This is a genomic window from Streptomyces sp. NPDC050418 (assembly GCF_044458745.1).
Lineage (GTDB): Bacteria > Actinomycetota > Actinomycetes > Streptomycetales > Streptomycetaceae > Streptomyces.
Genome location: NZ_JBITIG010000010.1, coordinates 81,671 through 104,425 on the forward strand (window position 1 = coordinate 81,671; position 22,755 = coordinate 104,425).

A 22,755-nucleotide genomic window follows, 5' to 3' on the forward strand; every position below is an offset into this window, starting at 1 on the left:
GCGGGCGTCCGCACAAAGTACCCCGGTCACCGCCGCGACCTGCAGGGATTTTCGGCTCGTACGACCGGCGAAGGTCCCGGCCCGCCGGACGCCCCGCCGCTCGGACGCCCGCCGCTCGGACGCCCGCCGCTCAGACCCGGCGCCGGATCGACCGTACGACCGCGAGATACGACAGGACGGCGAGTGTCCCGGCGAGCGCGGCGCCCTGGGCGGCCAGCCGCCATGTGGCGCCCTTCGCGCCGATGCCGCGCGGGGCGAGCCGGCCCAACGGGTCGTACATCATCCCGATCGACGAGCCCGGCGTCACAGCGGCCGAACAGCCGCGGGAGAGGCGCCGCTTCACGGGCGTCCCGTCCCCGTAGCGCACGGAGCACAGATAGCGGCCGTTCTCGCCGCCCGCCGCGACGGCGGTCACCACGACCTGCACCCTCTGGCCGCGCCCGGCGAGCGTCACCTCGGAGGCGATCTGCGGGACGAGCAGCGCGAGGGCGACCCCGAGCGCGGCGACAGCGGCGCAGATCACCCGGCCCGCGCGCGTGACGACGAGGTAGAGCGTGAGGGCGAGCGCCGCGACGATCCCGCCGGCGACGGCCTGGGTGCCGGGCAGTCCGGCCAGCGCGCCGACCGCGCCGCAGACCACGATCACGGCAGCGCCGAGCAGCCCGACGGCGACGCCCTCGCACCGCAGCCACAGGGGCGGCGGGAGAACGGTCCGTTCGGCGCTCCTTCCCTGTGCGCGCCTGCGCTGAAGCCCCTGTGCCATCCGAGCATTATGCAAAACCGGAGGTCACAAGGGGGACTCGGAGCGATACGGGCAGGAGCGGGCCGATCCGGGCAGTGCAGCTCGGTGGGGTTCCTGCGGGCGCTGCTTCGTCGCGAAGCGGGCGCTACATCGACGCGAAGTAGAACAACGAGGGCACGATCTGCGCCAGGACGGCCGCCGCGATGCCGAGGACCAGACCGGCGAGATGGAAGGTGCGGCGCGGAGAGGTGTCGCCGTTCTTCGCCTCGATCACGAGGCCGACGAGCGCGACACCGATGGCCACCGCGCCGGCCGTGGTGGCGGAGAAGAAGCGGACGCCGAGCATGAGGAGCGCGGCCGCGCCGACCAGGACGCTGGCCGTCGCGTGGATCCAGCCCGTCACGCTGCTGCCGCTGCCACTGCCTGTCTGCGCCATCTTCCCCACCCCGTACGTCCGCCGAGCCCCGCTCCGGTCCCCGGTTCGGGCCCTTGTTCGGGCCCGTGTTCGGGCCGACACCCTAGCGGACGGCGGTGTCAGTCCCGGGAGGTGTCCTCCGCCGGGGTGCGGGGCGCGGTCTGGAGCTCGGCGTCGAGCTGCGAGAGGTCCGCGTTGAGCGCGGCCATCAGCTCCTCCATCTGCTGGAGGAGACCCTTCGGACGGCCGCCCTGCGCGGGGATCGAGTCGGTGGACTGCTCCGGCGTCGACTGATCCGGTGCGGTCCGGTCCGCTGCGGCTTCCTGGGACATGACGGCCTCCTCGGCCTGCGCTCCGGCCAGTGGGACGGAGCGGATTCGTGCGGGCGACGCCCGGGCGGCGTGCGCCGGTGCCGGGCGGTCCGGCTCCGCCCGAGCCAACGATCACCCACGGTGACCGGTCACTGCCGGTCACCGCCCGCGGTGCCGGGTTGACGGAGTTTCACCCGACCGGGAAGGCGGCGGACGGGCAGGGTCTGCCCGGTTGACGGCCGTTCGAGCGTGCAGGATGGAGTGCATGGATCTTCGCATCTTCACCGAGCCCCAGCAGGGGGCCACTTATGACACGTTGCTGACGGTCGCCAAGGCCACGGAAGACCTCGGATTCGATGCCTTCTTCCGCTCCGACCACTATCTGAAGATGGGCTCGGTGGACGGTCTGCCGGGCCCGACCGACGCCTGGATCACGCTCGCGGGACTGGCCCGCGAGACGCGGCGCATCCGGCTCGGGACGTTGATGACGGCGGGCACCTTCCGCCTGCCCGGTGTCCTCGCGATCCAGGTGGCGCAGGTCGACGCGATGTCGGGCGGGAGGGTCGAACTCGGTCTGGGCGCGGGCTGGTTCGAGGAGGAGCACAAGGCGTACGGCATCCCGTTCCCCAAGGAGAAGTTCGCACGCCTGGAGGAGCAGCTGGCCATCGTGACGGGCCTGTGGGGGACGGAGGTGGGCAAGACCTTCTCGTACGAAGGGAAGCACTACCAGCTCGCCGACTCGCCCGCACTGCCCAAGCCCGCCCAGGGCAAGGTGCCGGTCCTGATCGGCGGACATGGTGCGACGCGTACGCCGCGGCTCGCGGCACAGTACGCGGACGAGTTCAACATTCCGTTCGCCTCGGTCGACGACAGCAAGCGGCAGTTCGCGCGGGTCCGCGCGGCCGCCGAGGAGGCGGGCCGCAGCGCCGACGACCTCGTCTACTCCAACGCCCTGGTGGCCTGTGTCGGCAAGGACGACGCCGAGGTGGCGCGGCGGGCCGCGGTGATCGGCCGTGACGTGGACGAGCTGAAGGCCAACGGGCTCGCGGGCTCCCCGGCCGAGGTGGTCGACAAGATCGGGCGGTACGCGGAGATCGGTGCGCAACGCGTGTATCTGCAGATGCTCGACCTCGACGATCTTGATCATCTGGAACTGATCTCGGCGCAGGTGCAGGGGCAGTTGGGCTGAGGCGGAGTGCGGTACGGGGGCGGTCCGGACGGCCTCCCCCGTACCACCCCGCCCCCCGCTCAGCGGCCGGGGCCGTCCGGCGTCGACTTGATGCGGCCGGGGGCCGCGGGACCCTTCGCCCCGACCGGGTAACGCTGCTCGTTGCGGTCGATCTTGGCGGCGAGGGCTTCCAGCGCGTCCACGCCGAGCACCTCGCACAGCTGCAGCAGATACGCGAGGACATCGGCGACCTCGTCCCGCACCCGGTGGGCGAAGTCCGGGTCCTCCATCACATGGGCGGACTGCTCGGGCGTCAGCCACTGGAAGATCTCCACCAGTTCGGCGGCTTCCACGCTGAGCGCCGAGGTGAGGTTCTTCGGGGTGTGGTACGGGCCCCAGTCGCGCGCGGCCGCGAAGGCGGCGAGACGCTCCTGGAGGGCCCGTACGTCGAGGTCATCCGGCTTGCGCTGCTTCTCTGTCACACCCCAGGTCTACCACCGTCGCCCCGGCGGCCGGTCCCTGAGCCGCCGCGTCCTCGCCCACCGCGGCGAGCAGCCGGATGTGGCCGCGGGCGCACATCCGGGCCGCGAGGCCGAGCAGTTCGGCGCGCTGGTGGCGGTCGAGTCCGCGGTCGAGCCCGTCGGCGAGAACGGTCAGGGGCTGCAGCGCGGAGGGGACCTCGCCGACCTGGTCGACGGCGAGCACGCCGGGGCCGGTGAGCAGGGCCAACGACAGGGCGAGGTAGCGCAGTTCGCCGTCGCCGAGGCGCTCCAGGGGTGTGGCGCTCGCGGTGCCGCGGTCGAGGACCGCGCGGAGCGTGCCGTCCGCCGCATCGTCCACCCGTACGTCCGTGACCGTCCCGGCGCAGCCCGCGCGGGCCGCCGCGATCAGGAGCGCGTGCCGCTTGCCGCACTCGGCGCGCGTGCGCCGCAGGACGTCGGCCAGGTTCTCGCAGCCGCGCAGGAGCCGGCCCGCACCGGGTGCGACGGCTGCGCGCATACGGGAGGGGCGCGGGTCGCAGGCGTACGAGGAGCGCAGCGCGAGCACGACCTGTTCGGCGGCGGCCAGGACGCTGCGCTGCCCGTCGGTCGCACCGGCGACCCGCAGCGGGAGCAGCGCGGTGGCGAGGCGGTCGTCGGGCAGGGGTGCGCGGGTGACCGCCGCGTTGCCCGCGGTGTGCCAGGCGGCCTGGACGACGCGGCGGGCGGGGTCGCGCAGGGCGGACTCCATCAGGACGACGTCGCCCAGGCTCAACCGCTCGCCCGCGATCCGCAGTTCGGGCTCGACCTGCACGGCGAGGTCGAGCCGCACCCGCCCCGCGGGACCCTCGACGGCGCATCCGATCCGGAAACCGCGCCGCCCCTGCCGGTCGGACTGCGCCCACTCCGGCACGCAGTCCTGCGGCGCGGGCACGGCGTCGGCGAGCGGTGCGCCGGACGCGAGCCGGGCGAGGATCTCGTACGCCCGCAGCGCGCTGGACTTGCCGCTGCCGCTGGGGCCGGTGATCAGGGTGTACGGGCCGAGCGGCAGGGTGCGGGCGCGCTGTCCGGCGAAGGCGGAGAGGCGCAGGGCCCGTACGGCGGGGCGGCCGGGCGCCGCCGCGTCCGGGGGAACGGGCGCGGCGGCGGGAGTCTGGCCCACGTCGGGGGCCTGGCCTGCGTGGAGCAAGGTCATGCCCGGAGGCTATGCACGCCGCACGACGCTGAACCGTTCCGCCCGTCGGGCCTTCCTACGATCGAAGGACGCGGCGGGGAACGGGGCGACACCGGCCTGTTGACGTGCTGCGGCGGGCTCCCGCGCCGGGCCCGGGCGGTTCACTTCACAGCAGGGCCTGGAACCCCTGGACTTCCGTGTCCGCCGGCGTCAGCAGGAAGACATTGCGGTCCACGCGGGTCATGCCGCAGCCGAGACCGAAGACCACGCCGCTGCTGAAGTCGAGGACGCGCTTGGCGACTTGGGTCTCCGCGCCGCTCAGGTCGAGCAGCACGGGGATGCCGCCCATGAGGGACTGCGCGACGTCCCTCGCGTCGGCGAAGACATCGACGCGCAGCACCGTGAAGCGGCGGCGTGTCTCCGTCTCCGCTTCCGGCAGGGCGCGGTGGCCCGGCCAGGAAGGCCAGGCGTCGCGGCTGCGCAGGGGTACGACCTCGGCGAGCCCCTCCCACTGTTCGTCCGTGACGTCGCGGTGCCGGTTCACTGCCCCACCTGTCCCGTCCGTCGGCTCATTCGGTTCGCACTCATTGTCTGCACCAGCCGATTCTTGCGCAGACTCACCCGTTCGGCCCAACAGCGACACGGGGCACCCTCCGATGCGGTCCGTCGCCTCTTGTCACTCCGGCCCCACCCGTGATCAAGTCGGGAGGGCGCCGCGGCAGGCCGGGAGGGCGTCGCGCAGACCCGAACCGAGCGAGGACGTACGCGATATGACGGACCACGAAGCCTTCCGTGACCTCTCCCCCACGACCCTCGCCGAGGCCGTCGGCCGCGCCCAGGTCATGAACCTCGACGTCCGTCCGCTGTGGGGGCCCGCGCCCCGGATCGCCGGACCGGCGTTCACCGTGCGCTGCCCGGCGGGCGACCAGCTCGGGCTACACGCGGCCATCTACCGTGCCGCGCCGGGTTCCGTGCTCGTCGTCGAGGCGGCCGACGCGCAGTACGCGCTGGCCGGCGGCAACGTCTGCGCCATCGCGCAGCGCCGCGGCATCGCCGGCTTCGTGATGAACGGGGCGATCCGCGACATCGCCGAGGTCCGCGCGAGCGGCTTTCCCGTGTACGCGAAGGGTGTCGTGCCGATCCCGGGGAACAAGCGGACGGTCGAGCCCTTCAATGAGCCGGTGCGCGTCGGCGGTGTGATCGTGCACGCGGGCGACATCGTCGTGGCGGACGAGGAGGGCGTCGTGGTCGTGCCGCGGGGCCGCGCGGACGAGGTCCTTGCCACCGCGCGCGCCAAGGCGGCCAAGGAGGACGCGCTCACGCTGGACGCGTGGGAGGCGGACCACCGGGCCCGTATCGACAAGTCGCTGAAGGAGGCGGGCTTCGAGGGCTGATCCCCGAAGCCCCCCACACGGCGCATGGCCTACGCGGCCATCAACTCCCGTACACACCCCCGCAGCCACGTATGCGCCGGATCCGCGTCCAGCCGCGGGTGCCAGGCCATCGCGAGGCGCAGGGGCGGGAGTTCCAGGGGGACGGGGAAGGTGACGAGGCCGAGTGACTCGGTCATCGGCGCGGACCAGCCGGGCACGAGGCCGATCAGATCGGTGTCGCGTACGAGGAAGAGCGAGGCGGGGAACGAGGCCGCCGTCGCCACCACTCTTCGCGTGAGGCCGCGTTCGGCGAGCGCCTCGTCGACCGGTCCGTGCAGCCTTCCGCGCCGGGACACCGTCAGATGCTCGGCCGCCCCCGCGAACCGTCGCGCGGTCAACCGGCCCCGCAGGAGCGGGTGTCCGGCGCGTACGACCCCGAGCATCCGGTCCTCGCGCAGCGGCTCGGTCCGTACCTCGGGCGCCGATGCGCCGATCACGCCGACCTCCAGGTCGGCGGTGCCCTCGCGCAGGACGGGCGGGTCAAGATGACTCTCGCCGAGGAAACGCAGCCGCAGCCCCGGCGCCTCCGCCTGTACGCGTGTGACCAGGCGCGGGCCCAGGAGCGCGGCGACCGAGTCCTGGCCGTGCACGGTGAAGGTGCGCTCGACGCTCCGCAGGTCCTCGGCGCCGTGCGCGGCGAACAGCGCCCGCGCCCGCTCGACGACCGCGCCGACCTCGGCGCGCACCGACAGCGCGTACGGCGTCGGCACCATGCGGCGGCCCGCGCGCACCAGGACCGGGTCGCCGAGCGCCTTGCGGATCCGGCCGAGGGTGCGGCTCATCGCGGGCTCGGACAGATGCAGCCGCCGCGCGGCGCCGCGCACGCTCTGCTCCTCAAGGAGCACGTCGAGGGCGGCGAGGAGATTCAGGTCGAGGCCCGCGGCGGTGGTGTCGCGTCCGGTGGATTGCGCCATACGCAAGGACTCCCTGCATAACTTGCACTGGAGGTCAGGACGGAGCCGAGCCTACGGTGAACGGGCCCCCACCACCCTCGCGGACGGAGAAGCCCGTGCGTCGCTCCACCCTGCTCACGCTCTGCGCCTGCGTCATGGTCGCGCAGAGCATGGTTGCGGCGGTCAACCTGCTGCTGCCGCAGCTGAGTTCGTCCGCGTTGCGTCCGTCGGCGGCCGAGCTGATGTGGACGGTGGACGCGTACGTGATCGTGTTCGCGGCCCTTCTGATACCGGCGGGCGCGGCCGCCGACCGCTACGGCCGCAAGGGCGCGCTGCTCGTCGGGCTCGGTCTGTTCGCGACAGGTGCCGTGGTCAGTGCGCTCGCGGGCACGCCCGCCGTGCTCATCGCGGGCCGTGCGGTCTGCGGCCTCGGCGCGGCGCTGATCACCCCGGCCACCTTGTCCGTTCTCACGCAGCTCGCACCCACCGCCGAGGCACGCGCCCGGGCGACGGCGGCCTGGGCCCTGGCCATCGGCCTGGGCGGCGCGTTCGGCAATCTGCTTGGCGGGCTCGCGGGTCAATTCCTCACGTGGCGCGCGCTGTTCTGGTCGATGGTGCCGCCGGCCGCGCTGCTCGCGGCGGCCACCGCCCGGCTGGTTCCACGCACCGCCCGCACCGGCGGCCGTACGGATCCGCTCGGCACCGTGCTCCTCACGGCGGCCCTTGTCGCACTGCTCTTCGGCATCATCGAAGGCCCTTCGTACGGCTGGCTCTCGCCGCGCATCCTCACCGCGTTCGCACTGGCCGTCCTGTTCACGGCGGCCTTCGCCCGGCACGCGCTGCGCGCGAAGGCCCCGCTGTTCGACCCGCGGCTGCTGCGCTCACGGCGGCTGCGGGCCGCGACACTCGGGCTCGCCACCGGGTTCTTCGGCCTGTTCGCGCTTTTCTTCGTCAACTCGCAGTTCCTGCAGGGCAGCAAGGGATACGGTCCGGCGCTCGCCGGGATCGCGCTGCTGCCGATCAGCGTGGGCATGGCGCTCGCGCCCAGGCTCACGGCCCGGCTGCACGACACCCCGCGCCCGGTCGTCACGGCCGGGCTCGCCCTGATCGGCCTGGGACTCCTCGGTCTGTCGACGGCCGGTGCGCACACCCCGTACGCCCTCTACGTGGTGTGGCTGCTGATCGTCTCCTTCGGCATGGGCAGCTGTATGCCCGCCCTGACGCTCGGCGTCCTCACCTCGCTGCCGCGCGAGCAGGCGGGTCTCGGGTCCGGGCTCGGCACCTCTTCCCGGGAGGTGGGGGCGGCGCTCGGGGTCGCGGTCGCCGGGACCGTGCTCGCGTCCGCCGGGTCCGGTGTCGCGGACGGGATGGGCGCGGCGTTCAGAGTCGTGGGGGCCGCGGTTCTGGTGGGGACGGTGCTGGTGTTCCGTGGCTACCGTCCGGCGCGAGCAGCCGTCCCATCAGCGTCGCCGCGGTGATGGCGCCCAGCGTGCGGGTGCGGTCGCCCTCGGACTCGACGACGGCGACCAGCGGCGTGTGCGTGCTCGCCATCAGCGCGGCGATCTCCAGGGCGGAGGCATCGGGGCCGACGACCGTGGGCAGGGCCCGCCGCGGGATCCACTGGGCGACCGTGAGGCCCGCCAACTGTTCGGCGAGCTCCTGGAGTTCGGTGTCCGTGAGGATGCCGGCGAGCGAGGGGTCGCGCAGCAGGAAGTCCGGCACGAGGATCTTCAGGAGCTGTGATCCGGCCACGATCGCGTACGGTCTGCCGTCGCGGTCGAGTACCAGGAGCGCGGGCAGTCCGCGCTCGGCGAAGAGCCGGGCGGCCTCGATCGCGTCGTCGTCGGCGGAGACGGACGGATACGGTTCGACGAGTTCGTGAGCACGCATGACACGCTCCCTACTGCTCGGCAGCTCGGCACTGCTCGGCGGTCCTTCACGGCTCGATCAGGCCGGTCCTGATCGCGTAACGGGTGAGGTCGAGCCGGTCGCGCAGGCCCAGTTTCTGCAGCATGTTGGCGCGGTGGCGTTCGACGGTCTTCACGCTGATGTAGAGCAGATCGGCGATCTCCTTCGAGGTGTGCCCCTCGGCGACCAGCTTGAGCACCTCCTCCTCGCGCTCGGTGACGGGCCGGTCGGGAAGTGGATCCCCATTGTGCGCGCGGTCCAGGTAGTTGCGGATCAGCGCCGTCATCGTCCCCGGGTAGAGGAAGGGCTCGCCGCGCATCGCCGCGCGGCAGGCGTCGACGAGATCGCGGTCGGCGACGGACTTCGGTACGTAGCCGCTGGCCCCGGCCTTGAGCGCCTCGAAGAAGAACTGCTCGTTGTCGTACATCGTCAGCATGAGGATGCACAGGTCCGGCTGGATCCTGGCCAGTTCGCGGGCCGCCTGCAGTCCGGTCATCCGCGGCATCGCGATGTCGAGGACCGCGAGGTCGGGGCGGTGGGTGCGGGCCAGTGCCACGGCCTCGGCGCCGTTGTCGGCCTCGGCGACGACCTCCAGGTCGGGCTCGCCGTCGAGGATGAGCCGCACTCCGCGGCGTACGAGCGCGTGGTCGTCGGCGAGGAGCACACGGATCGGTGCGCCCTGGCCCGCGGCGGGCCGCGGCTGCTGGTCCGGCATGTCAGATGTCCCCCTTCGTACGGTCGGAGTGCGGCGCGGGCGGCCCGGGCGGCCCGGGCGGCAAGGGCACCGTCATCCGGACGCGCGTCCCGCCGTCCGGGCCGGGGCCGACCGACAGCTCGGCCCCGATGAGCAGGGCGCGTTCGCGCATGCCGCGGATGCCGGAGCCCTCGGGGGCGCCGCCGGTGCCGCGTCCGTCGTCGTCGACGAGCAGTTCGACGCCGACCGGACAGCGCCGCAGCCGGATGTCGACCTTGCCCGCCTCTGCGTGCCGGGCCGCGTTCGTGAGGCTCTCCTGCGCGACGCGGTAGAGGACAAGCTCGGCCTGCTCACCGAGTTCGGGCAGGCCGGGGGCGTATTCGCGGCGGATGGTGAGCCCCGCGTGCGCGGACACCTCGTGGGCGAGCGCGGTCAGCGCGCTGGTGAGACCGAGCTCGTCGAGGACGCCGGGGCGCAGTCTGCGGGCGATCCAGCGGATCTCGTCGAGTCCGGCGCGAGTGGTCTCCTGCACGCGGTGCAGGTCCTCGCGCAGCGGCGCGGGCACCTGGTCGGCGACGCGCTTCAGGTCGAGCAGCACCACGGTGAGGGTCTGGCCGACCTCGTCGTGCAACTCCTGGGCGATACGGCGCCGTTCGGCCTCCTGTGCGGACAGCGCGAGCGCGCTGCTCGCCGCGCGCTCGGCCTCCAGACGGTCCAGCATCGTGTTGTACGTGGCGATGAGATCCGCGATCTCGCCCTGGCCGGCGACCTCCAGGCGCCGCCCGGGCCGCAGCAGATCCGTGGTGGTCATCGAGCGGGTGAGGCGCTGCAGCGGGGCGAGGCTCAGCCGGAACAGGACCGCGTTGGCGGCGAGCATCACCCCGACCCCGCCGGCCGCTATCACGACCTCGGTGAGCAGTACCGGTGTGGAGACCGTGGCCGGGCCGAGCAGGAGCACCGTCGTGGCCGCGACCAGGACCACGGCGTTGAGCAGGAAGATCCGCCAGAACAACGACACGAACCTGCGGCCTCCTCGGGGTCGGTGCCCCTCGGCACGAAGCTCTCCCGCTGTGATCGTGTCCGCTCGGTCGGGGTTTGTCCATCGGTGCCCGCACCCATTCCGCGGTGCGGGCACCTCCGTGCAGCGGGACACTCAGCCGCGGCCGTTGGCGTCCGGCGCAGGCTCCGCGGCGCCCGCCGTCCCGGTCGCGTCGGCCGTCTCGGTCGCATGGGTCGCCTGGGCCGCCTCGGTCGCGGAGACGGCTACGGGCACCTGCGGCTGCGCGGGGATCACCGGCGTACGGTGCTTCGTCAGCCGCAGCGCCAGCGGTTCCGCGTACCGCGCGGTGAGCGGGCCGATCACGACGAGGATCAGGACGTACGCGGTGGCGAGCGGGCCGAGCGCGGGCTCGATCCCGGCCGTGACCGCGAGTCCGGCGATGACGATGGAGAACTCGCCGCGGGCCACGAGCGTGCCGCCCGCCCGCCAGCGTCCCTTGACTCCGATGCCCGCGCGTCGGGCCGCCCAGTAGCCTGTCGCGATCTTCGTACAGGCCGTGATGACGGCGAGCACGAGCGCGGGAAGCAGGACGGGCGGGATGCTCGCCGGGTCGGTGTGCAGTCCGAAGAAGACGAAGAACACCGCGGCGAACAGGTCCCGCAGCGGCGAGAGCAGCACATGCGTGCCCTCGGCGACCTCTCCGGAGAGCGCGATGCCGACGAGGAACGCGCCGACCGCGGCGGACACCTGGAGCTGCTGGGCGATGCCCGCGACCAGGAGGGTCAGACCGAGCACGACCAGGAGCAGCTTCTCGGGGTCGTCGCTCGACACGAAGCGGGAGATGACCCGCCCGTAGCGCAGCGCGACGAAGAGCACGCCGCCCGCGACACCGAGCGCGATCGCCAGGGTGACCGCTCCGGCGGCGAGGCTCACGCCCGCGAGGAGGGCGGTGATGATGGGCAGGTAGACCGCCATCGCCAGGTCCTCGAGGACGAGAATGCTGAGGATCACCGGGGTCTCGCGGTTGCCGAGGCGGCCGAGGTCGCCGAGCACCTTCGCGATCACCCCGGACGAGGAGATCCAGGTGACACCGGCGAGCACCACGGCGGCCACCGGACCCCAGCCGAGCAGCAGCGCGGCGATGGCGCCCGGCAGTGCGTTGAGCGAGAAGTCGACGAGCCCGGCCGGGTACTGGGTCTTCAGGTTGGAGACCAGATCGCTGGCCGTGTACTCCAGGCCGAGCATGAGCAGGAGCAGGATGACGCCGATCTCGGCGCCGATCGCGACGAACTCCTCACTGGCGCCGAGCGGCAGCAGTCCGCCCTCGCCGAAGGCGAGACCGGCCAGGAGGTAGAGCGGGATGGGCGAGAAGTGCAGCCGGCCCGCGAGTCTGCCGAGCAGACCCAGGCCGAGGATGATCGCACCGAACTCGATGAGGAAGACGGCAGAGTGCATGGGGCTCACTCACGTCCGAGGATCGAGGCGGCGGCTTCCACACCTTCGCGCGTACCGATGATGATCAGGGTGTCTCCGCCGGCGAGCCGGAAGTCCGGGGTCGGCGAGGGTATCGCCTCGGCCCTGCGGAGCACGGCGACCACGGACACCCCCGTCTCGGTGCGCAGCCGGGTCTCGCCGAGCAGCCGCCCGTTCCAGTGCGAGTGCGCCGACACCTCCATGCGCTCGGCGAGCAGGCCGAGGTCGGTGGTGTGCAGCAGGTTCGGGCTGTGGTGGGCCGGCATCAGGGCATCGATGAGGGCCGCGGTCTCGGCTCCCGTCAGATGCAGTGACTGGGCGCAGGCGTCGGGGTCGTCACCCCGGTAGACGTTCACCGTGCGGGTGCCGTCGCGGTGGGCGACCACCGACAGATGGCGGTGTTCACGGGTCGTCAGGTCGTACTGGACACCGATCCCCGGCAGGGGGGTCGTACTCATCCGTGGAGCGGGCACAGCCCGTCCCTCCTCATCGCAGCTGCTCAGAACTCATGACTGCGGCGGGTCCGTTGTCCGTATCGGCGTCGACTGCAGAACGATGTCGACACGTCGACCCGCCACAAATCAGCCATCCTGCCATCCGTGACGGGGCGGACGCATGGGGGCTGACACGGATGGACAGGGGAGGGCGCGAACCAGCCTACGGTTCGATTAGTCCAACTCTGATGGCATATCGCGTGAGTTCGAGCCGGTCGCGCAGGGCGAGTTTCTGCAGCAGGTTCGCGCGGTGGCGTTCCACGGTCTTGGTGCTGAGGAAGAGCAGGCCGGCGATCTCCTGCGAACTGTGCCCCTCGGCCACGAGTTTGAGGATCTCCTCCTCGCGGTCGGTGATCGTACGCGTCCCCGCGCCGCCGCCGTCCTCGGCGTGGTCGAGGAAGTTGCGGATCAACGCGTTGACCGCGCCCGGGTAGATGAAGGGTTCGTCGCGCATCGCGGCACGGCAGGCCTCGACGAGGTCGCGGTCGGCGACGGACTTGAGGACGTAGCCGCAGGCGCCCGCCTTGAGCGCCTCGAAGAAATACTGCTCGTTGTCGTACATCGTCAGCATGAGAATGCGCAGGTCCGGGCGGATCCGGGAGAGTTCGCGGGCGGCCTGGAGGCCGGTCAGGCGCGGCATCGCGATGTCGAGGATGGCCAGATCGGGCTGCTCGGCGCGGACCTTCTCGACGGCCTCCGCGCCGTCGCCGGCCTCGGCGACCACGGTCAGGTCCGGCTCGCTGTCGAGGATCAGCCGGACCCCGCGCCGTACGAGCGCATGGTCGTCGGCGAGCAGGATCCGCGCCGTGTCCGCCTGCACCATCGCTGCTCCGTCCGCCTGGCTCCCGTACGAGCCACACTCCGCCGCGCGGACCCGCCGCGTCCATCGGGGACGGCACCCATTCCCGTACGCCGTCGCAGGTCGCGGCCCATGCGGGTTGGGTGGGGGCCCGGATGGTGGCCGGATACCGCCCGCGGTGACAGTGGTGGCCCCGGACCTCAGCTCGGCCCCGAGGAGGCAGCCCATGGCATGGACCTCCTGGGCAGCCGTGGCCGTGTTCGCCGTGGTCTACGTCCTGATCGCCACGGAGCTGGTGCACCGCGTGGCGGCGGCGCTCGGCGGCGCGGTGGTGATGCTCCTGCTCGGCGCCACGAGCCCCGAGCACGCCTTCTTCTCCGCGGACGCCGGCATCGACTGGAACGTCCTCGTCCTGCTGCTCGGCATGATGCTGATCGTGGCGGTGCTGCAGCGCACCGGCGTCTTCGAGTACATCGCGATCCGGGCGGCGCAACGCGCCCGCGGCCGTCCGTACCGCCTGATGGTGCTGCTGATCCTGGCCACCGGCTTCCTGTCGGCGTGGCTCGACAACGTCACGACGGTGCTGCTCATCGCCCCCGTCACGATCCTCGTCTGCCGCAGGCTCGCGCTGCCCGTGGTCCCGTACCTGATCGCAGAGGTGACGGCCTGCAATATCGGTGGTGCGGCGACCCTGATCGGCGATCCGCCGAACATCATGATCGGCTCGCGGGCCGGGCTGTCCTTCAACGACTTCCTGCTCCACATGGCGCCGATCGTCATCGTGCTGATGGGCGTCCTCGTCCTGATGGCCCGGATCATGTTCCGCAAGGCGTTCAGGTACGACCCCGAGAAGGTCGACGCCTTGATGGACCTGAGGGAGCGCGATGCCATCAAGGACGTACGGCTGCTGATCGTCAGCGGTGTCGTGGTCCTGCTGGTGATGACCGCCTTCGTCCTGCATACGGTGCTCCACCTGGAGCCCTCGGTCGTGGCGATCTCCGGCGGTCTGCTGCTGCTCGCCGTGTCCCGGCTGAGCGCCGCAGAAGTGGTCAAGGACGTCGAGTGGGAGACCCTCGCCTTCTTCGCCGGACTGTTCGTCATGGTCGGCGCCCTCGTGCAGACGGGAGTGATCGGGGACCTGGGCGAGGCCGCGGCCAGGGCCACCGAGGGTGAGCTGCTCGGCACGTCGATGGCGCTGACCTTCGGTTCGGTGATCCCGTCCGCCGTGATCGACAACATCCCGTTCGTGGCCTCCGTGAGCCCCATCGTCTCCGAGATCGTCTCGGCGGCGGGCGGGATGGAGGAGGCGGGCATGCTCTGGTGGGCGTTCGCGCTCGGCGCGGACCTCGGCGGCAACGCCACGATCATCGCCTCCTCCGCCAACGTCGTCGTGATCGGCATCGCGGAGCGCGAGGGCCATCACATCTCGTTCTGGCAGTTCAGCCGCTACGGCCTGATCGTCACGGCGGTCACGGTCGCGATAGCGGGGTTGTACGTGTGGCTGCGGTACTTCGCACTGGCGTGAGGCGCGGGGTGGTGCGCGTGGCGTGGACCTGCGGGCGCCGCAGGCCCAGAAGAGAGGAGAGAGAGCACATGTCCGCCTTCGAGGACGAACGGCTGCGGGCCCTGGAGGCCCAGCTGGAACGTGACGACCCGGAGTTCGCCCGTGCCCTGGCCACGGGACGGCCGCGCGGACCGTGCCGCCCGCGCGAACGCCGGCGGCTGCGGGCCTGGCTGATGGTGGGTGCGGCGGCGGGCTGCCTGGGGACGGGCATCGTGATCGGCCACGGGCTCCTGATCGCCGCGGGCCTCGTCATCGCGGGCGCCGCCACCCACCTCTTCGATCCACCGCGTCACCGCGGTCATGGCCCGCACGGGACGGGGACACCGCCATGACCCTGCAGCAGCTGTACGTGGCCGTCCTCATCGGCGGTGGCGTGCTGCTCGCGTCCATCGCGGCCGCGCGGACGGCCAACCGGCTCGGGCTGCCGAGTCTGCTGCTGTTCCTCGCGGTGGGGGTCCTGGTCGGCGAGGACGTCATCGGGGTGGACTTCGACGATGCCCGGCTCGCGCAGAACCTCGGCACGCTCGCGCTGGCCGTGATCCTCGTCGAGGGCGGTCTGACCACCCGATGGCCGGACGTACGGCGACTACTGGCGCCCGCGAGCGTCCTCGCCACCGCGGGCGTGGCGCTCTCCGTCGCGGCCACCGCCGCCGGGGCGCACTATCTGCTCGGCCTCGACTGGCATCTCGCGCTGCTGCTCGGCGCCATCATCTCCTCGACGGACGCGGCCGCCGTCTTCGCGGTGCTGCGGGCGCTGCCCCTGCCGAAGCGGATCACCGGACTCCTGGAGGCCGAGTCCGGTTTCAACGACGCCCCGACGATCATCCTCGTCCTGGTCTTCAGCACCTCGCTCGCCGAACTGCCCTCCCCCACCGCCATCGCGGGCAACGTCCTCTACCAGCTCGCCGTCGGCGGTGCCCTCGGCCTCCTCATCGGCCGTATCGGCGCGGCCGCGCTGCGCCACATCGCGCTGCCGGCCACCGGCCTGTACCCCCTGGCCACGGTCGGCTTCGGCATCCTCGCCTTCGCGGCGGGCGGCGCGGCGGGCGCGAGCGGCATCATCGCCGCCTACCTCTCGGGCCTCGTCCTGGGCAACTCCCGGCTCCCGCACCGCGCTGCCACCCGCTCCTTCGCCGAGGGAACGGGGTGGCTCGCGCAGATCGGGCTGTTCGTGATGCTGGGGCTCCTGGTCGACCCCAGCGAGCTGGGGTCGGCGGTGCTGCCCGCCCTGGGCGCCGGTCTGATCCTGCTGCTCCTCGCCCGCCCGTTGTCGGTGGCGCTCTGCCTGCTGCCGTTCCGTACGCCCTGGCGAGAGCAGGCCTTCATCTCCTGGGCGGGCCTGCGCGGCGCCGTCCCGATCGTGCTCGCGACGTTCCCGGTGGTCGCCGGGGTCACGGACGCCCGCCATCTCCTCAACATCGTCTTCGTCCTGGTCGTGATCTTCACCCTGGTCCAGGGCCCGACCCTGCCCGCGGTGGCCCGCCGCCTCGGCCTGGTCGAGACGGACACGCTCCAGGACATCCAGGTCGAGTCGGCCCCCCTGGACGTCCTCGACGCGGACCTCCTCACGACAGCCGTCCCGCCGGGCTCCCGCCTCATGGGAGTCACCATCGCCGAACTCCGTCTCCCGTCCCCCACGGCGGTCACCCTCATCGTCCGCGAGGGCACCACCTTGGTCCCGGACCGCGACACCGTCCTGCGCTCGGGCGACGAACTCCTGCTGATCACCACCCCGGAGGTGAAGGACAGGGCGGAGCGGCGGCTGCGGGCGGTCGGGCGGAGAGGGAAGCTGGCGCGGTGGCACGGGGAGTTCGGGGGTGTCCGGGCAGGTCGTCGAGGTCCGGCGGACTCCACCGACTGAACTTCCGGCGACCGGACTTCCGGCGTCTGAACTTCCGGCGACCGGACTTCCGGCTCAAGTGGACCACCATCACAGCGCCGCATTGGACCAGCCATCCGGGGTGTATCGCGCATACCGTCGGAATTGCGCTCCCCCGCCGCAGTGCACCCGACACCCGACACAGCGCACCCGACACCGGACACACGGCATCGAGCACCCGCCCCGCCACCGAGCCCCTCCCACCAACCCGCCCGAGGAACCCATGCGCGCCATCACCGTCCAGGACCGCGAGGCCGGAGTCAGCGGTCTCACCCTCACCGATCTCCCCCACCCGCACGCCGCCGAGAACGACGTGATCGTGCGGGTGCACGCCGCCGGTTTCACACCGGGCGAGCTCACCTGGCCCGGTACGTGGACCGACCGGGCCGGCCGGGACCGCACCCCGTCCGTGCCCGGCCACGAGCTGTCCGGCGTCGTCACCGGGCTCGGCTACGGCACGACCGGCCTGACCGTCGGCCAGCGCGTCTTCGGGCTCACCGACTGGACGCGCAACGGCTCCCTCGCCGAGTACACGGCGGTCGAGGCACGCAACCTCGCCCCGCTCCCGGCCGACGTCGACCACGTCACGGCAGCCGCGCTGCCGATCTCCGGGCTGACCGCGTGGCAGGCCCTCTTCGACCACGGCCGCCTCACCGTCGGGCAGACCGTGCTCATCCACGGCGCCGCGGGCGGCGTCGGCTCCATCGGCGTGCAGCTCGCACGCGAGGCGGGCGCCCGCGTCGTCGGCACCGGACGGGCCGCCGACCGGGAGACCGCGCTCGGCCTCGGCGTGGACGCCTTCGTGGATCTGCAGGCCGAACGCCTGGAGGACGTCGGCGAGGTCGACGTCGTCTTCGACGTCATCGGCGGTGACATCCTGCGGCGCTCCACGGACCTGGTCCGCGCCGGCGGCACGCTGGTCACCATCGCCGAGCCCGTCACGGTCCACCCCGCGGACGGCCGGGCGGTCTTCTTCGTCGTCGAACCCGACCGCGCCCGCCTTGCCGACCTCGCCCGGCGCCTGCGCGACGGCCGCCTCAAGCCGATCGTCGGCGCGGTCCGCCCCCTCGCGGAGGCAGCCGCCGCCTTCGCCCCCGAGCGGCGCACCCCGGGCAAGACGATCATCCAGGTCAGCGAAGCCCCGTAACGCCCCTTGCCCTCTGCGGGCCGCGCTCAGTGCGCCGCGAGCTCCCCGCTGAGCTTCTCGTGCAGTTCGGCGCTCGGGGTGTCGAGGCCGGTGATCTGCACGGTCTTGCCGCGCTGCGCGTACTTCGCCGCGACGGAGTCGAGCGCGGCGACGGACGAGGCGTCCCAGATGCGCGCGGCCGAGAGATCGATGACGACGTGCTCCGGGTCGCCCGCGTAGTCGAACCGTCCCACCAGGTCGTTGGCCGAGGCGAAGAAGAGCTCTCCGGTGACCTGGTGGACGACGGTCGTGCCGTCGGGGTCGGTGACGGACGTGAGACCGGCCCGGTGGGCGACGCGCTTGGCGAAGATCACCATGGCGGTGAGCGAGCCGAGGACGACACCGATCGCGAGGTTGTGCGTGGCGACGACCGCCGCGACGGTCACGAGCATGACCGTGATCTCCCCGGCGGGCATCCGCCGCAGGGTCGCGGGCGCGACCGAGTGCCAGTCGAAGGTCGCCCAGGACACCATGACCATCACGGCGACCAGCGCGGCCATCGGGATGTCGGAGACGACAGGCCCGAACACGATGCACAGGACCATCAGGAACGCACCGGCGAGGAAGGTCGACAGGCGCGTACGGGCGCCGGAGACCTTCACGTTGATCATCGTCTGGCCGATCATGGCGCAGCCGCCCATGCCGCCGAAGAAGCCGGTGACGATGTTGGCGACGCCCTGGCCCACGGACTCGCGGGTCTTGTTCGACGGGGTGTCGGTGATGTCGTCGACGAGCTTCGCGGTCATCAGCGACTCCATCAGACCGACCAGCGCCATGGCGAAGGCGTACGGCGCGATGGTCGTCAGGGTGTCGAGCGTGAAGGGCACGTCGGGCAGGCCCGGCACGGGCAGCGCCGAGGGCAGCTCGCCCTTGTCGCCGACGGTCGGCACGGCGATCCCGGCCCCGACCGTGAGGACCGTGAGGATCACGATCGAGACGAGTGGCGCCGGGACGACGGTGGTGATCCTCGGGAACAGCACCATCAGCGCGAGCCCGCCGAGGATCAGTGGATAGACGGGCCAGGGCACATCCCGCATCTCCGGGATCTGCGCCATGAAGATCAGCACGGCGAGGGAGTTGACGAAGCCGACCATCACGGACCGCGGGATGAACCGCATCAGCTTCGCCACTCCGAGCGCGCCGAGCACGATCTGGAACACCCCGGCGAGCATCACGGCCGCGATCAGATACCCGAGCCCGTGCTCACGGTTGAGCGGCGCGATGACCAGCGCGACGGCCCCGGTCGCGGCCGAGATCATCGCGCGCCGCCCGCCGACGACGGAGATGACGACGGCCATCGTGAACGAGGCGAACAGCCCGAGCGCGGGATCCACCCCGGCGATCACGGAGAACGAGATCGCCTCGGGAATCAACGCCAGCGCGACGACGAGACCGGCGAGCACCTCGGTACGCCAGACCTTCGGATCGGAGATCCAGTCGGGCTTCAATCGGCGCAGGGGGGAGCCTGGGGACACGGCGGGGACAGCGGAGGGCAAGGGAGGGGGACCTGTCGTGAAGGGTGGGCAGGGCGGTGGCGTGCGGGTGAGCCACGCGTTCCCCATGATGCGGCATCGCAAGGCGTCCGTTCGAACCGGTCCGCGACCCTCAGCGCGCGATCTGCCCGTCCAGATACTCGGCGTACGCGTCGAGAGCGCTCAGGGCCTGGGCGTCGTCGCGGTCGATGAGCCAGTTGAGGGTGAGGCCGTCCAGGAAGTTGAGGCCGAAGCGCGCCAGGACGGTGATGTCCGTGGCCCAGCGGATGCCCGCGCGCTCGGCGACGGCCTGGAGGTGGTCGACGTTGACCTGGAGGTAGTGCCGGTACTGGCGGCGGGCGACGTCGGCGAGGCCCGGCTCACGCAGCGCGAACTGGGCGAGTTCGTACGTGAGCTGGTGCTCCTCGGGACGCTCGCGGATCAGGTCCCAGTACGTGTACAGGGTGGAGCGGATGAGGTCGGGGGCGGCCGCGCCCTCCTCGACCGGCCCCAGCGGGATCGCGACCGAACCGAGCATGATGCGTTCGATGACGCTGTGCAGGAGTTCCTGCTTGGAGCGGAAGCAGTAGTGGAACGCCCCGAGCGGAAGTCCTGCCTCGCCGACGATGGCGCGGGTGGTGGCCTTGGCGACGCCGTCGCGGATCATGACGCGGATGGCGGCCTCGACCAGTTGCTCGCGCCGCGCGTCGGCGGACTGCCGGGCCATGCGTTCTCCTCGGGCTCTCGCTTGCGTGACCGGGCTACAGGAAGGCGTGGCCCTCGCCCCGGTACGTCGGGACCACGTCGATGATCCGGTCGCCCTCGACGAGGTGCAACTCGTTGACGCGTTCGCACAGTTCGCCCGCCTTTGCGTGCCGGAACCACACCTGGTCGCCCAGGCCGAGCACGTCGGCGGCGGCGCCGGTGAGCGGGGTCTGAACCTCGCCGGCGCCCTCGCGGGGCAGCATCCGCAGCCCGGCCGGCCGCACCGGGAGCGGCAGCCGGTCGGCGCCGGCCGGTCCGGAGGCGGTCCAGCCGCCGCCGAGGACGGTCACGTGGCCCGGCGCGGGCCTGCGGACGACCGGCAGAACGAAGTGCGCGGCGGGCAGCGGGCTGAAGCTGCGGTAGTGGTCGAAGAGGGCGGGGGCGTACAGGCCGGAGCCCGCGCCGAGTTCGGTCACGGCGGGTTCGGCGGAGGTGGTGTCGAGGCTGCCCGTCCCGCCGCCGTTGACGAATTCCAGCGGTACGAGCTCGCGCACGGCCTGCACCGCCGCCGCGCGGCGCGCGCGCAGTTCCCGTGCGGAGGCGCGCTGCATGAGGCGGACCGCGGCACGGGCCAGTGCCGGTCCCGGCTGGTCGTCGCCGACTCCGGCGATCTGCCCCTCGTACGCCATGACGCCGACGAGGCGCAGACGCGGCCGGTCGAGCACCGCGCGCGCGAGGTCGCGGGCCTGCTCGGCCGTGTGCAGGGGTGAGCGGCGCATCCCGAGGTGGAGGCGTCCGCCGGCCAGGCGGAGGGAGGCGTCGAGGTCGAGGCAGACGCGCAGCGGCGGGCCGTCGGGCCCGACGGCGGAGGTGATGAAGTCCAGGTGCTCCACGGAGTCGGTCATGAGCGTGACGCGCTCGGCGAGCGCGGTGTCGGACGCGAGGCGGCGCAGGGCGGGCACGTCCGTCGACGGGTAGCCGACCAGGACGTCCTCGTGGCCGGCCGCCAGCCACAGGGCCTCGGGAAGCGTGAAGGCGAGGATGCCCGCGAATCCGGGCAGGCGCAGGATGTCGTCGATGAGCCGGCGGCAGCGCAGGGACTTGCTGGCCAGGCGGATCGGTTTGCCGCCGGTGCGGCGGGACATCTGCGCGGCGTTCGCCCGCAGCGCGCCGAGGTCGACGACGGCGAAGGGCGGCTGGAGCGCGGCCGTGGCGCGCTGGAGGTCCGGGAAGGTCGCGGGTGTCGCGTCGATGACTGCGGGTGGGGCGTCGTCGGCCGCGGGCGGGGTGTCGACGGCCTCGGGTGGTGCGTCCGTCGTGAGCATGTCGCGCGTCATGGCGTACGGGCCTTTCTCGGGACCGGGACCGTGGCCTGGGCCTGGGCTGTGGCGGGCCGCCGGCGTGCCGCGGCCGGCCGGGAGCGACGCCGGGGCGGGGCGCCGGGCGGGCTCGGGTGGCGCCCACCGTCTCTTGGTCACTTGTCCAAGTCAAGGGTCCGCACCTCTTGACTTGGACAAGCGACCAAGTTCAGGCTCCCCTTCATCGCCGCACGGCCGAACGGTCACCCCTGCACGGCCGGACGCCGGTGGCACCGATCCCGTCGAGAGGACGTCCGGGCATGACCGAGGTGTGGCGCAACTGGTCGGGGAGCGAGCGGGTACGGCCCGCCCTGATCGTGCGGCCGGACGGCACGCGGGAGGTGGCCGCCGCCGTCGAGGACGCGGCGGCCCGGGGACTGCGGGTCAAGGCGATCGGCTCCGGACACTCGTTCAGCGGCGCCGCCGTCGCACCCGGGGTCCAGCTCCGCCTGGACCGGCTGACCGCACTGCGGTCCGTGGACCCGGACAGCGGGCTCGTCACGGTCGAGGCCGGGATGCCGCTGTGGCGGCTCGGGCCGCTGCTCGCCGAGCACGGTCTGGCCCTGGAGATCATGGGCGACATCGACCGGCAGACGGTCTCCGGCGCCATCTCCACCGGCACCCACGGCTCCGGCCTGCGCTTCGGCGGTATCGCCACCCAGGTACGGGGCCTGGAGCTCGTCCTCGCCGACGGATCCGTCGTGAGCTGCTCCGCCGAAGAGCGGCCGGAGCTGTTCGCCGCCGCGCGGGTCGGCCTCGGGGCGCTCGGTGTCATCACGGCGGTGACGCTGCAATGCGTGCCGCAGTTCGTGCTGCACGCCCAGGACACCGCGATGCCGGTCGCGGAAGTCCTCGACCGCGTCGGTGAACTGACCGACGCCAACGACCACTTCGAGTTCTTCTGGTTCCAGCACAGCCGGACCGCGCTGACCCGGCGTTTTCGCCGCCTGCCCGGGGACGCGCCGCTGAAGCCGGTCGGCGCACTTTCCCGCCGTATCGACGAGACCGTCGGCGACGTCGGATTCGGCGCCCTGTGCCGCCTCGGCACGGCCGTCCCCGCGCTCGTACCGCCGATCGCCCGCTTCGCGGCGAAGGCGATGTCCGCGCGGGAGTTCACCGACCTGTCGCCGAAGGTCTTCGCCTCGCCGCGCGAAGTCCGGTTCCACGAGGGCGAGTTCGCGATCCCGCGCGAGCATGCCGTGGAGGCGCTGCGTGAGATCGAGCGGTGGGTCGACAGGACAGGTGAGCGGGTCTCGTTCCCGCTGGAGGTCCGGTTCGCCGCGCCCGACGACATCTGGCTCTCCACCGCGCAGGGGCGGGAGAGCTGCTACATCGCCTTCCACCAGTACCACCGGATGCCGTACGAGCGGTACTTCAAGGCGTGCGAGGACATCCTCGGCTCCTACGGCGGCCGCCCGCACTGGGGCAAGATGCACACCCTCGACGCCGACGCCCTGCGCCCGCGCTACGACCGCTTCGACGACTTCGTGGCCCTGCGCGACCGCCTCGACCCGGCCGGGCTCTTCGCCAACCCCTACCTCGACCGGGTCCTGGGGCTCGCGCCCGAAGCGACCGCCGTAGCCGTCTGAAGCGGACACCGCACTTGAA

The 22,755-nt window shown here is 72.4% G+C and carries 24 protein-coding genes; 8 read left to right on the forward strand and 16 right to left on the reverse strand.

The features are described from left to right. Positions 1-130 precede the first annotated feature (130 nt). The 3 genes from ACIBI4_RS24450 to ACIBI4_RS24460 all read right to left on the reverse strand — a co-directional run bounded on the left by ACIBI4_RS24450 (position 131) and on the right by ACIBI4_RS24460 (position 1,489). Entirely contained in the window at positions 131-763 is a 633-nt protein-coding gene (locus ACIBI4_RS24450; protein WP_399206147.1) for a hypothetical protein, read from the reverse strand. Positions 764-887: 124 nt separating this feature from the next. Continuing rightward, complete coding sequence (locus ACIBI4_RS24455; protein ID WP_399206148.1) at positions 888-1,178, reverse strand: hypothetical protein; 291 nt, start codon at positions 1,176-1,178, stop codon at positions 888-890. A gap of 98 nt (positions 1,179-1,276) precedes the next feature. Next, positions 1,277-1,489 (reverse strand): hypothetical protein, encoded by a 213-nt coding sequence (locus ACIBI4_RS24460; RefSeq protein ID WP_399206149.1) that lies wholly within the window; start codon positions 1,487-1,489, stop codon positions 1,277-1,279. A 244-nt stretch (positions 1,490-1,733) separates the two neighbouring features. Here ACIBI4_RS24460 and ACIBI4_RS24465 point away from each other — a divergent pair, with 244 nt between their 5' ends. Then, positions 1,734-2,657 carry an LLM class F420-dependent oxidoreductase gene (locus tag ACIBI4_RS24465; protein WP_399206150.1) on the forward strand — a complete coding sequence of 308 codons (924 nt, stop codon included), beginning with the start codon at positions 1,734-1,736 and terminating at the stop codon, positions 2,655-2,657. Positions 2,658-2,716: 59 nt separating this feature from the next. Here ACIBI4_RS24465 and ACIBI4_RS24470 read toward each other — a convergent pair whose 3' ends face one another. From ACIBI4_RS24470 to ACIBI4_RS24480, 3 genes are all read right to left on the reverse strand, one after another. Continuing rightward, entirely contained in the window at positions 2,717-3,118 is a 402-nt protein-coding gene (locus ACIBI4_RS24470; RefSeq protein ID WP_399206151.1) for a nucleotide pyrophosphohydrolase, read from the reverse strand. Continuing rightward, positions 3,090-4,310: an AAA family ATPase gene (locus tag ACIBI4_RS24475; protein ID WP_399206152.1), complete on the reverse strand. Its 1,221-nt coding sequence runs from the start codon at positions 4,308-4,310 to the stop codon at positions 3,090-3,092. The genes ACIBI4_RS24470 and ACIBI4_RS24475 overlap by 29 nt, the downstream gene beginning before the upstream one ends. Before the next feature lie 145 nt (positions 4,311-4,455). Beyond that, complete coding sequence (locus ACIBI4_RS24480) at positions 4,456-4,833, reverse strand: cell division protein SepF (RefSeq protein WP_399206153.1); 378 nt, start codon at positions 4,831-4,833, stop codon at positions 4,456-4,458. A gap of 226 nt (positions 4,834-5,059) precedes the next feature. Here ACIBI4_RS24480 and ACIBI4_RS24485 point away from each other — a divergent pair, with 226 nt between their 5' ends. Further along, complete coding sequence (locus ACIBI4_RS24485) at positions 5,060-5,683, forward strand: RraA family protein (protein ID WP_399206154.1); 624 nt, start codon at positions 5,060-5,062, stop codon at positions 5,681-5,683. 29 nt (positions 5,684-5,712) lie between these two features. Here the strand turns inward: ACIBI4_RS24485 and ACIBI4_RS24490 are convergent, their stop codons facing one another. Further along, positions 5,713-6,636 carry a LysR family transcriptional regulator gene (locus ACIBI4_RS24490; protein WP_399206155.1) on the reverse strand — a complete coding sequence of 308 codons (924 nt, stop codon included), beginning with the start codon at positions 6,634-6,636 and terminating at the stop codon, positions 5,713-5,715. Between the two features lie 134 nt (positions 6,637-6,770). Between ACIBI4_RS24490 and ACIBI4_RS24495 the strand changes: the two genes are divergently transcribed. Continuing rightward, positions 6,771-8,093 carry an MFS transporter gene (locus ACIBI4_RS24495; RefSeq protein WP_399206384.1) on the forward strand — a complete coding sequence of 441 codons (1,323 nt, stop codon included), beginning with the start codon at positions 6,771-6,773 and terminating at the stop codon, positions 8,091-8,093. On the opposite strand, the gene ACIBI4_RS24500 is transcribed toward ACIBI4_RS24495, so the two are convergent. From ACIBI4_RS24500 to ACIBI4_RS24525, 6 genes are all read right to left on the reverse strand, one after another. Next, on the reverse strand, positions 7,996-8,505 hold the full coding sequence (locus ACIBI4_RS24500; RefSeq protein WP_399206157.1) for a CBS domain-containing protein: 510 nt from the start codon (positions 8,503-8,505) through the stop codon (positions 7,996-7,998). The two genes, ACIBI4_RS24495 and ACIBI4_RS24500, sit on opposite strands and share 98 nt — an antisense overlap. A 46-nt stretch (positions 8,506-8,551) precedes the next feature. Continuing rightward, positions 8,552-9,238 (reverse strand): response regulator, encoded by a 687-nt coding sequence (locus tag ACIBI4_RS24505; RefSeq protein ID WP_399206159.1) that lies wholly within the window; start codon positions 9,236-9,238, stop codon positions 8,552-8,554. 1 nt (position 9,239) lies between these two features. Next, positions 9,240-10,235 carry a histidine kinase gene (locus tag ACIBI4_RS24510; protein ID WP_399206160.1) on the reverse strand — a complete coding sequence of 332 codons (996 nt, stop codon included), beginning with the start codon at positions 10,233-10,235 and terminating at the stop codon, positions 9,240-9,242. A gap of 135 nt (positions 10,236-10,370) precedes the next feature. After that, positions 10,371-11,672, reverse strand: coding sequence for a cation:proton antiporter (locus ACIBI4_RS24515; RefSeq protein WP_399206162.1), 1,302 nt, complete (start codon positions 11,670-11,672; stop codon positions 10,371-10,373). A gap of 5 nt (positions 11,673-11,677) precedes the next feature. After that, positions 11,678-12,148 (reverse strand): cation:proton antiporter regulatory subunit, encoded by a 471-nt coding sequence (locus ACIBI4_RS24520; RefSeq protein ID WP_399206163.1) that lies wholly within the window; start codon positions 12,146-12,148, stop codon positions 11,678-11,680. A 199-nt stretch (positions 12,149-12,347) separates the two neighbouring features. Then, the gene (locus ACIBI4_RS24525; RefSeq protein ID WP_399206164.1) at positions 12,348-13,007 is read right to left on the reverse strand and encodes a response regulator; all 660 of its coding nucleotides are present in this window, start codon (positions 13,005-13,007) and stop codon (positions 12,348-12,350) included. A 202-nt stretch (positions 13,008-13,209) separates the two neighbouring features. On the opposite strand from ACIBI4_RS24525, the gene ACIBI4_RS24530 reads away from it, so the two are divergent. The 4 genes from ACIBI4_RS24530 to ACIBI4_RS24545 all read left to right on the forward strand — a co-directional run bounded on the left by ACIBI4_RS24530 (position 13,210) and on the right by ACIBI4_RS24545 (position 17,573). Further along, positions 13,210-14,508: an SLC13 family permease gene (locus tag ACIBI4_RS24530; RefSeq protein ID WP_399206165.1), complete on the forward strand. Its 1,299-nt coding sequence runs from the start codon at positions 13,210-13,212 to the stop codon at positions 14,506-14,508. Positions 14,509-14,576: 68 nt separating this feature from the next. Then, entirely contained in the window at positions 14,577-14,879 is a 303-nt protein-coding gene (locus ACIBI4_RS24535) for a DUF3040 domain-containing protein (RefSeq protein ID WP_399206166.1), read from the forward strand. Beyond that, entirely contained in the window at positions 14,876-16,408 is a 1,533-nt protein-coding gene (locus tag ACIBI4_RS24540; RefSeq protein ID WP_399206167.1) for a potassium/proton antiporter, read from the forward strand. Before ACIBI4_RS24535 ends, ACIBI4_RS24540 begins: the two co-directional genes overlap by 4 nt. 241 nt (positions 16,409-16,649) lie before the next feature. Further along, a complete protein-coding gene (locus tag ACIBI4_RS24545; protein ID WP_399206168.1) occupies positions 16,650-17,573 on the forward strand; it encodes an NADP-dependent oxidoreductase in 924 nt (307 codons plus the stop codon). 26 nt (positions 17,574-17,599) lie between these two features. Here ACIBI4_RS24545 and ACIBI4_RS24550 read toward each other — a convergent pair whose 3' ends face one another. From ACIBI4_RS24550 to ACIBI4_RS24560, 3 genes are all read right to left on the reverse strand, one after another. Further along, the gene (locus ACIBI4_RS24550) at positions 17,600-19,087 is read right to left on the reverse strand and encodes a SulP family inorganic anion transporter (protein ID WP_399206169.1); all 1,488 of its coding nucleotides are present in this window, start codon (positions 19,085-19,087) and stop codon (positions 17,600-17,602) included. Positions 19,088-19,217: 130 nt separating this feature from the next. Next, positions 19,218-19,811 carry a TetR/AcrR family transcriptional regulator gene (locus tag ACIBI4_RS24555; protein WP_399206170.1) on the reverse strand — a complete coding sequence of 198 codons (594 nt, stop codon included), beginning with the start codon at positions 19,809-19,811 and terminating at the stop codon, positions 19,218-19,220. A gap of 34 nt (positions 19,812-19,845) precedes the next feature. Next, the gene (locus ACIBI4_RS24560) at positions 19,846-21,126 is read right to left on the reverse strand and encodes an amino acid deaminase/aldolase (RefSeq protein ID WP_399206171.1); all 1,281 of its coding nucleotides are present in this window, start codon (positions 21,124-21,126) and stop codon (positions 19,846-19,848) included. A 281-nt stretch (positions 21,127-21,407) separates the two neighbouring features. Here ACIBI4_RS24560 and ACIBI4_RS24565 point away from each other — a divergent pair, with 281 nt between their 5' ends. After that, complete coding sequence (locus tag ACIBI4_RS24565; RefSeq protein WP_399206172.1) at positions 21,408-22,736, forward strand: D-arabinono-1,4-lactone oxidase; 1,329 nt, start codon at positions 21,408-21,410, stop codon at positions 22,734-22,736. The last annotated feature ends 19 nt before the right edge of the window (positions 22,737-22,755 follow it).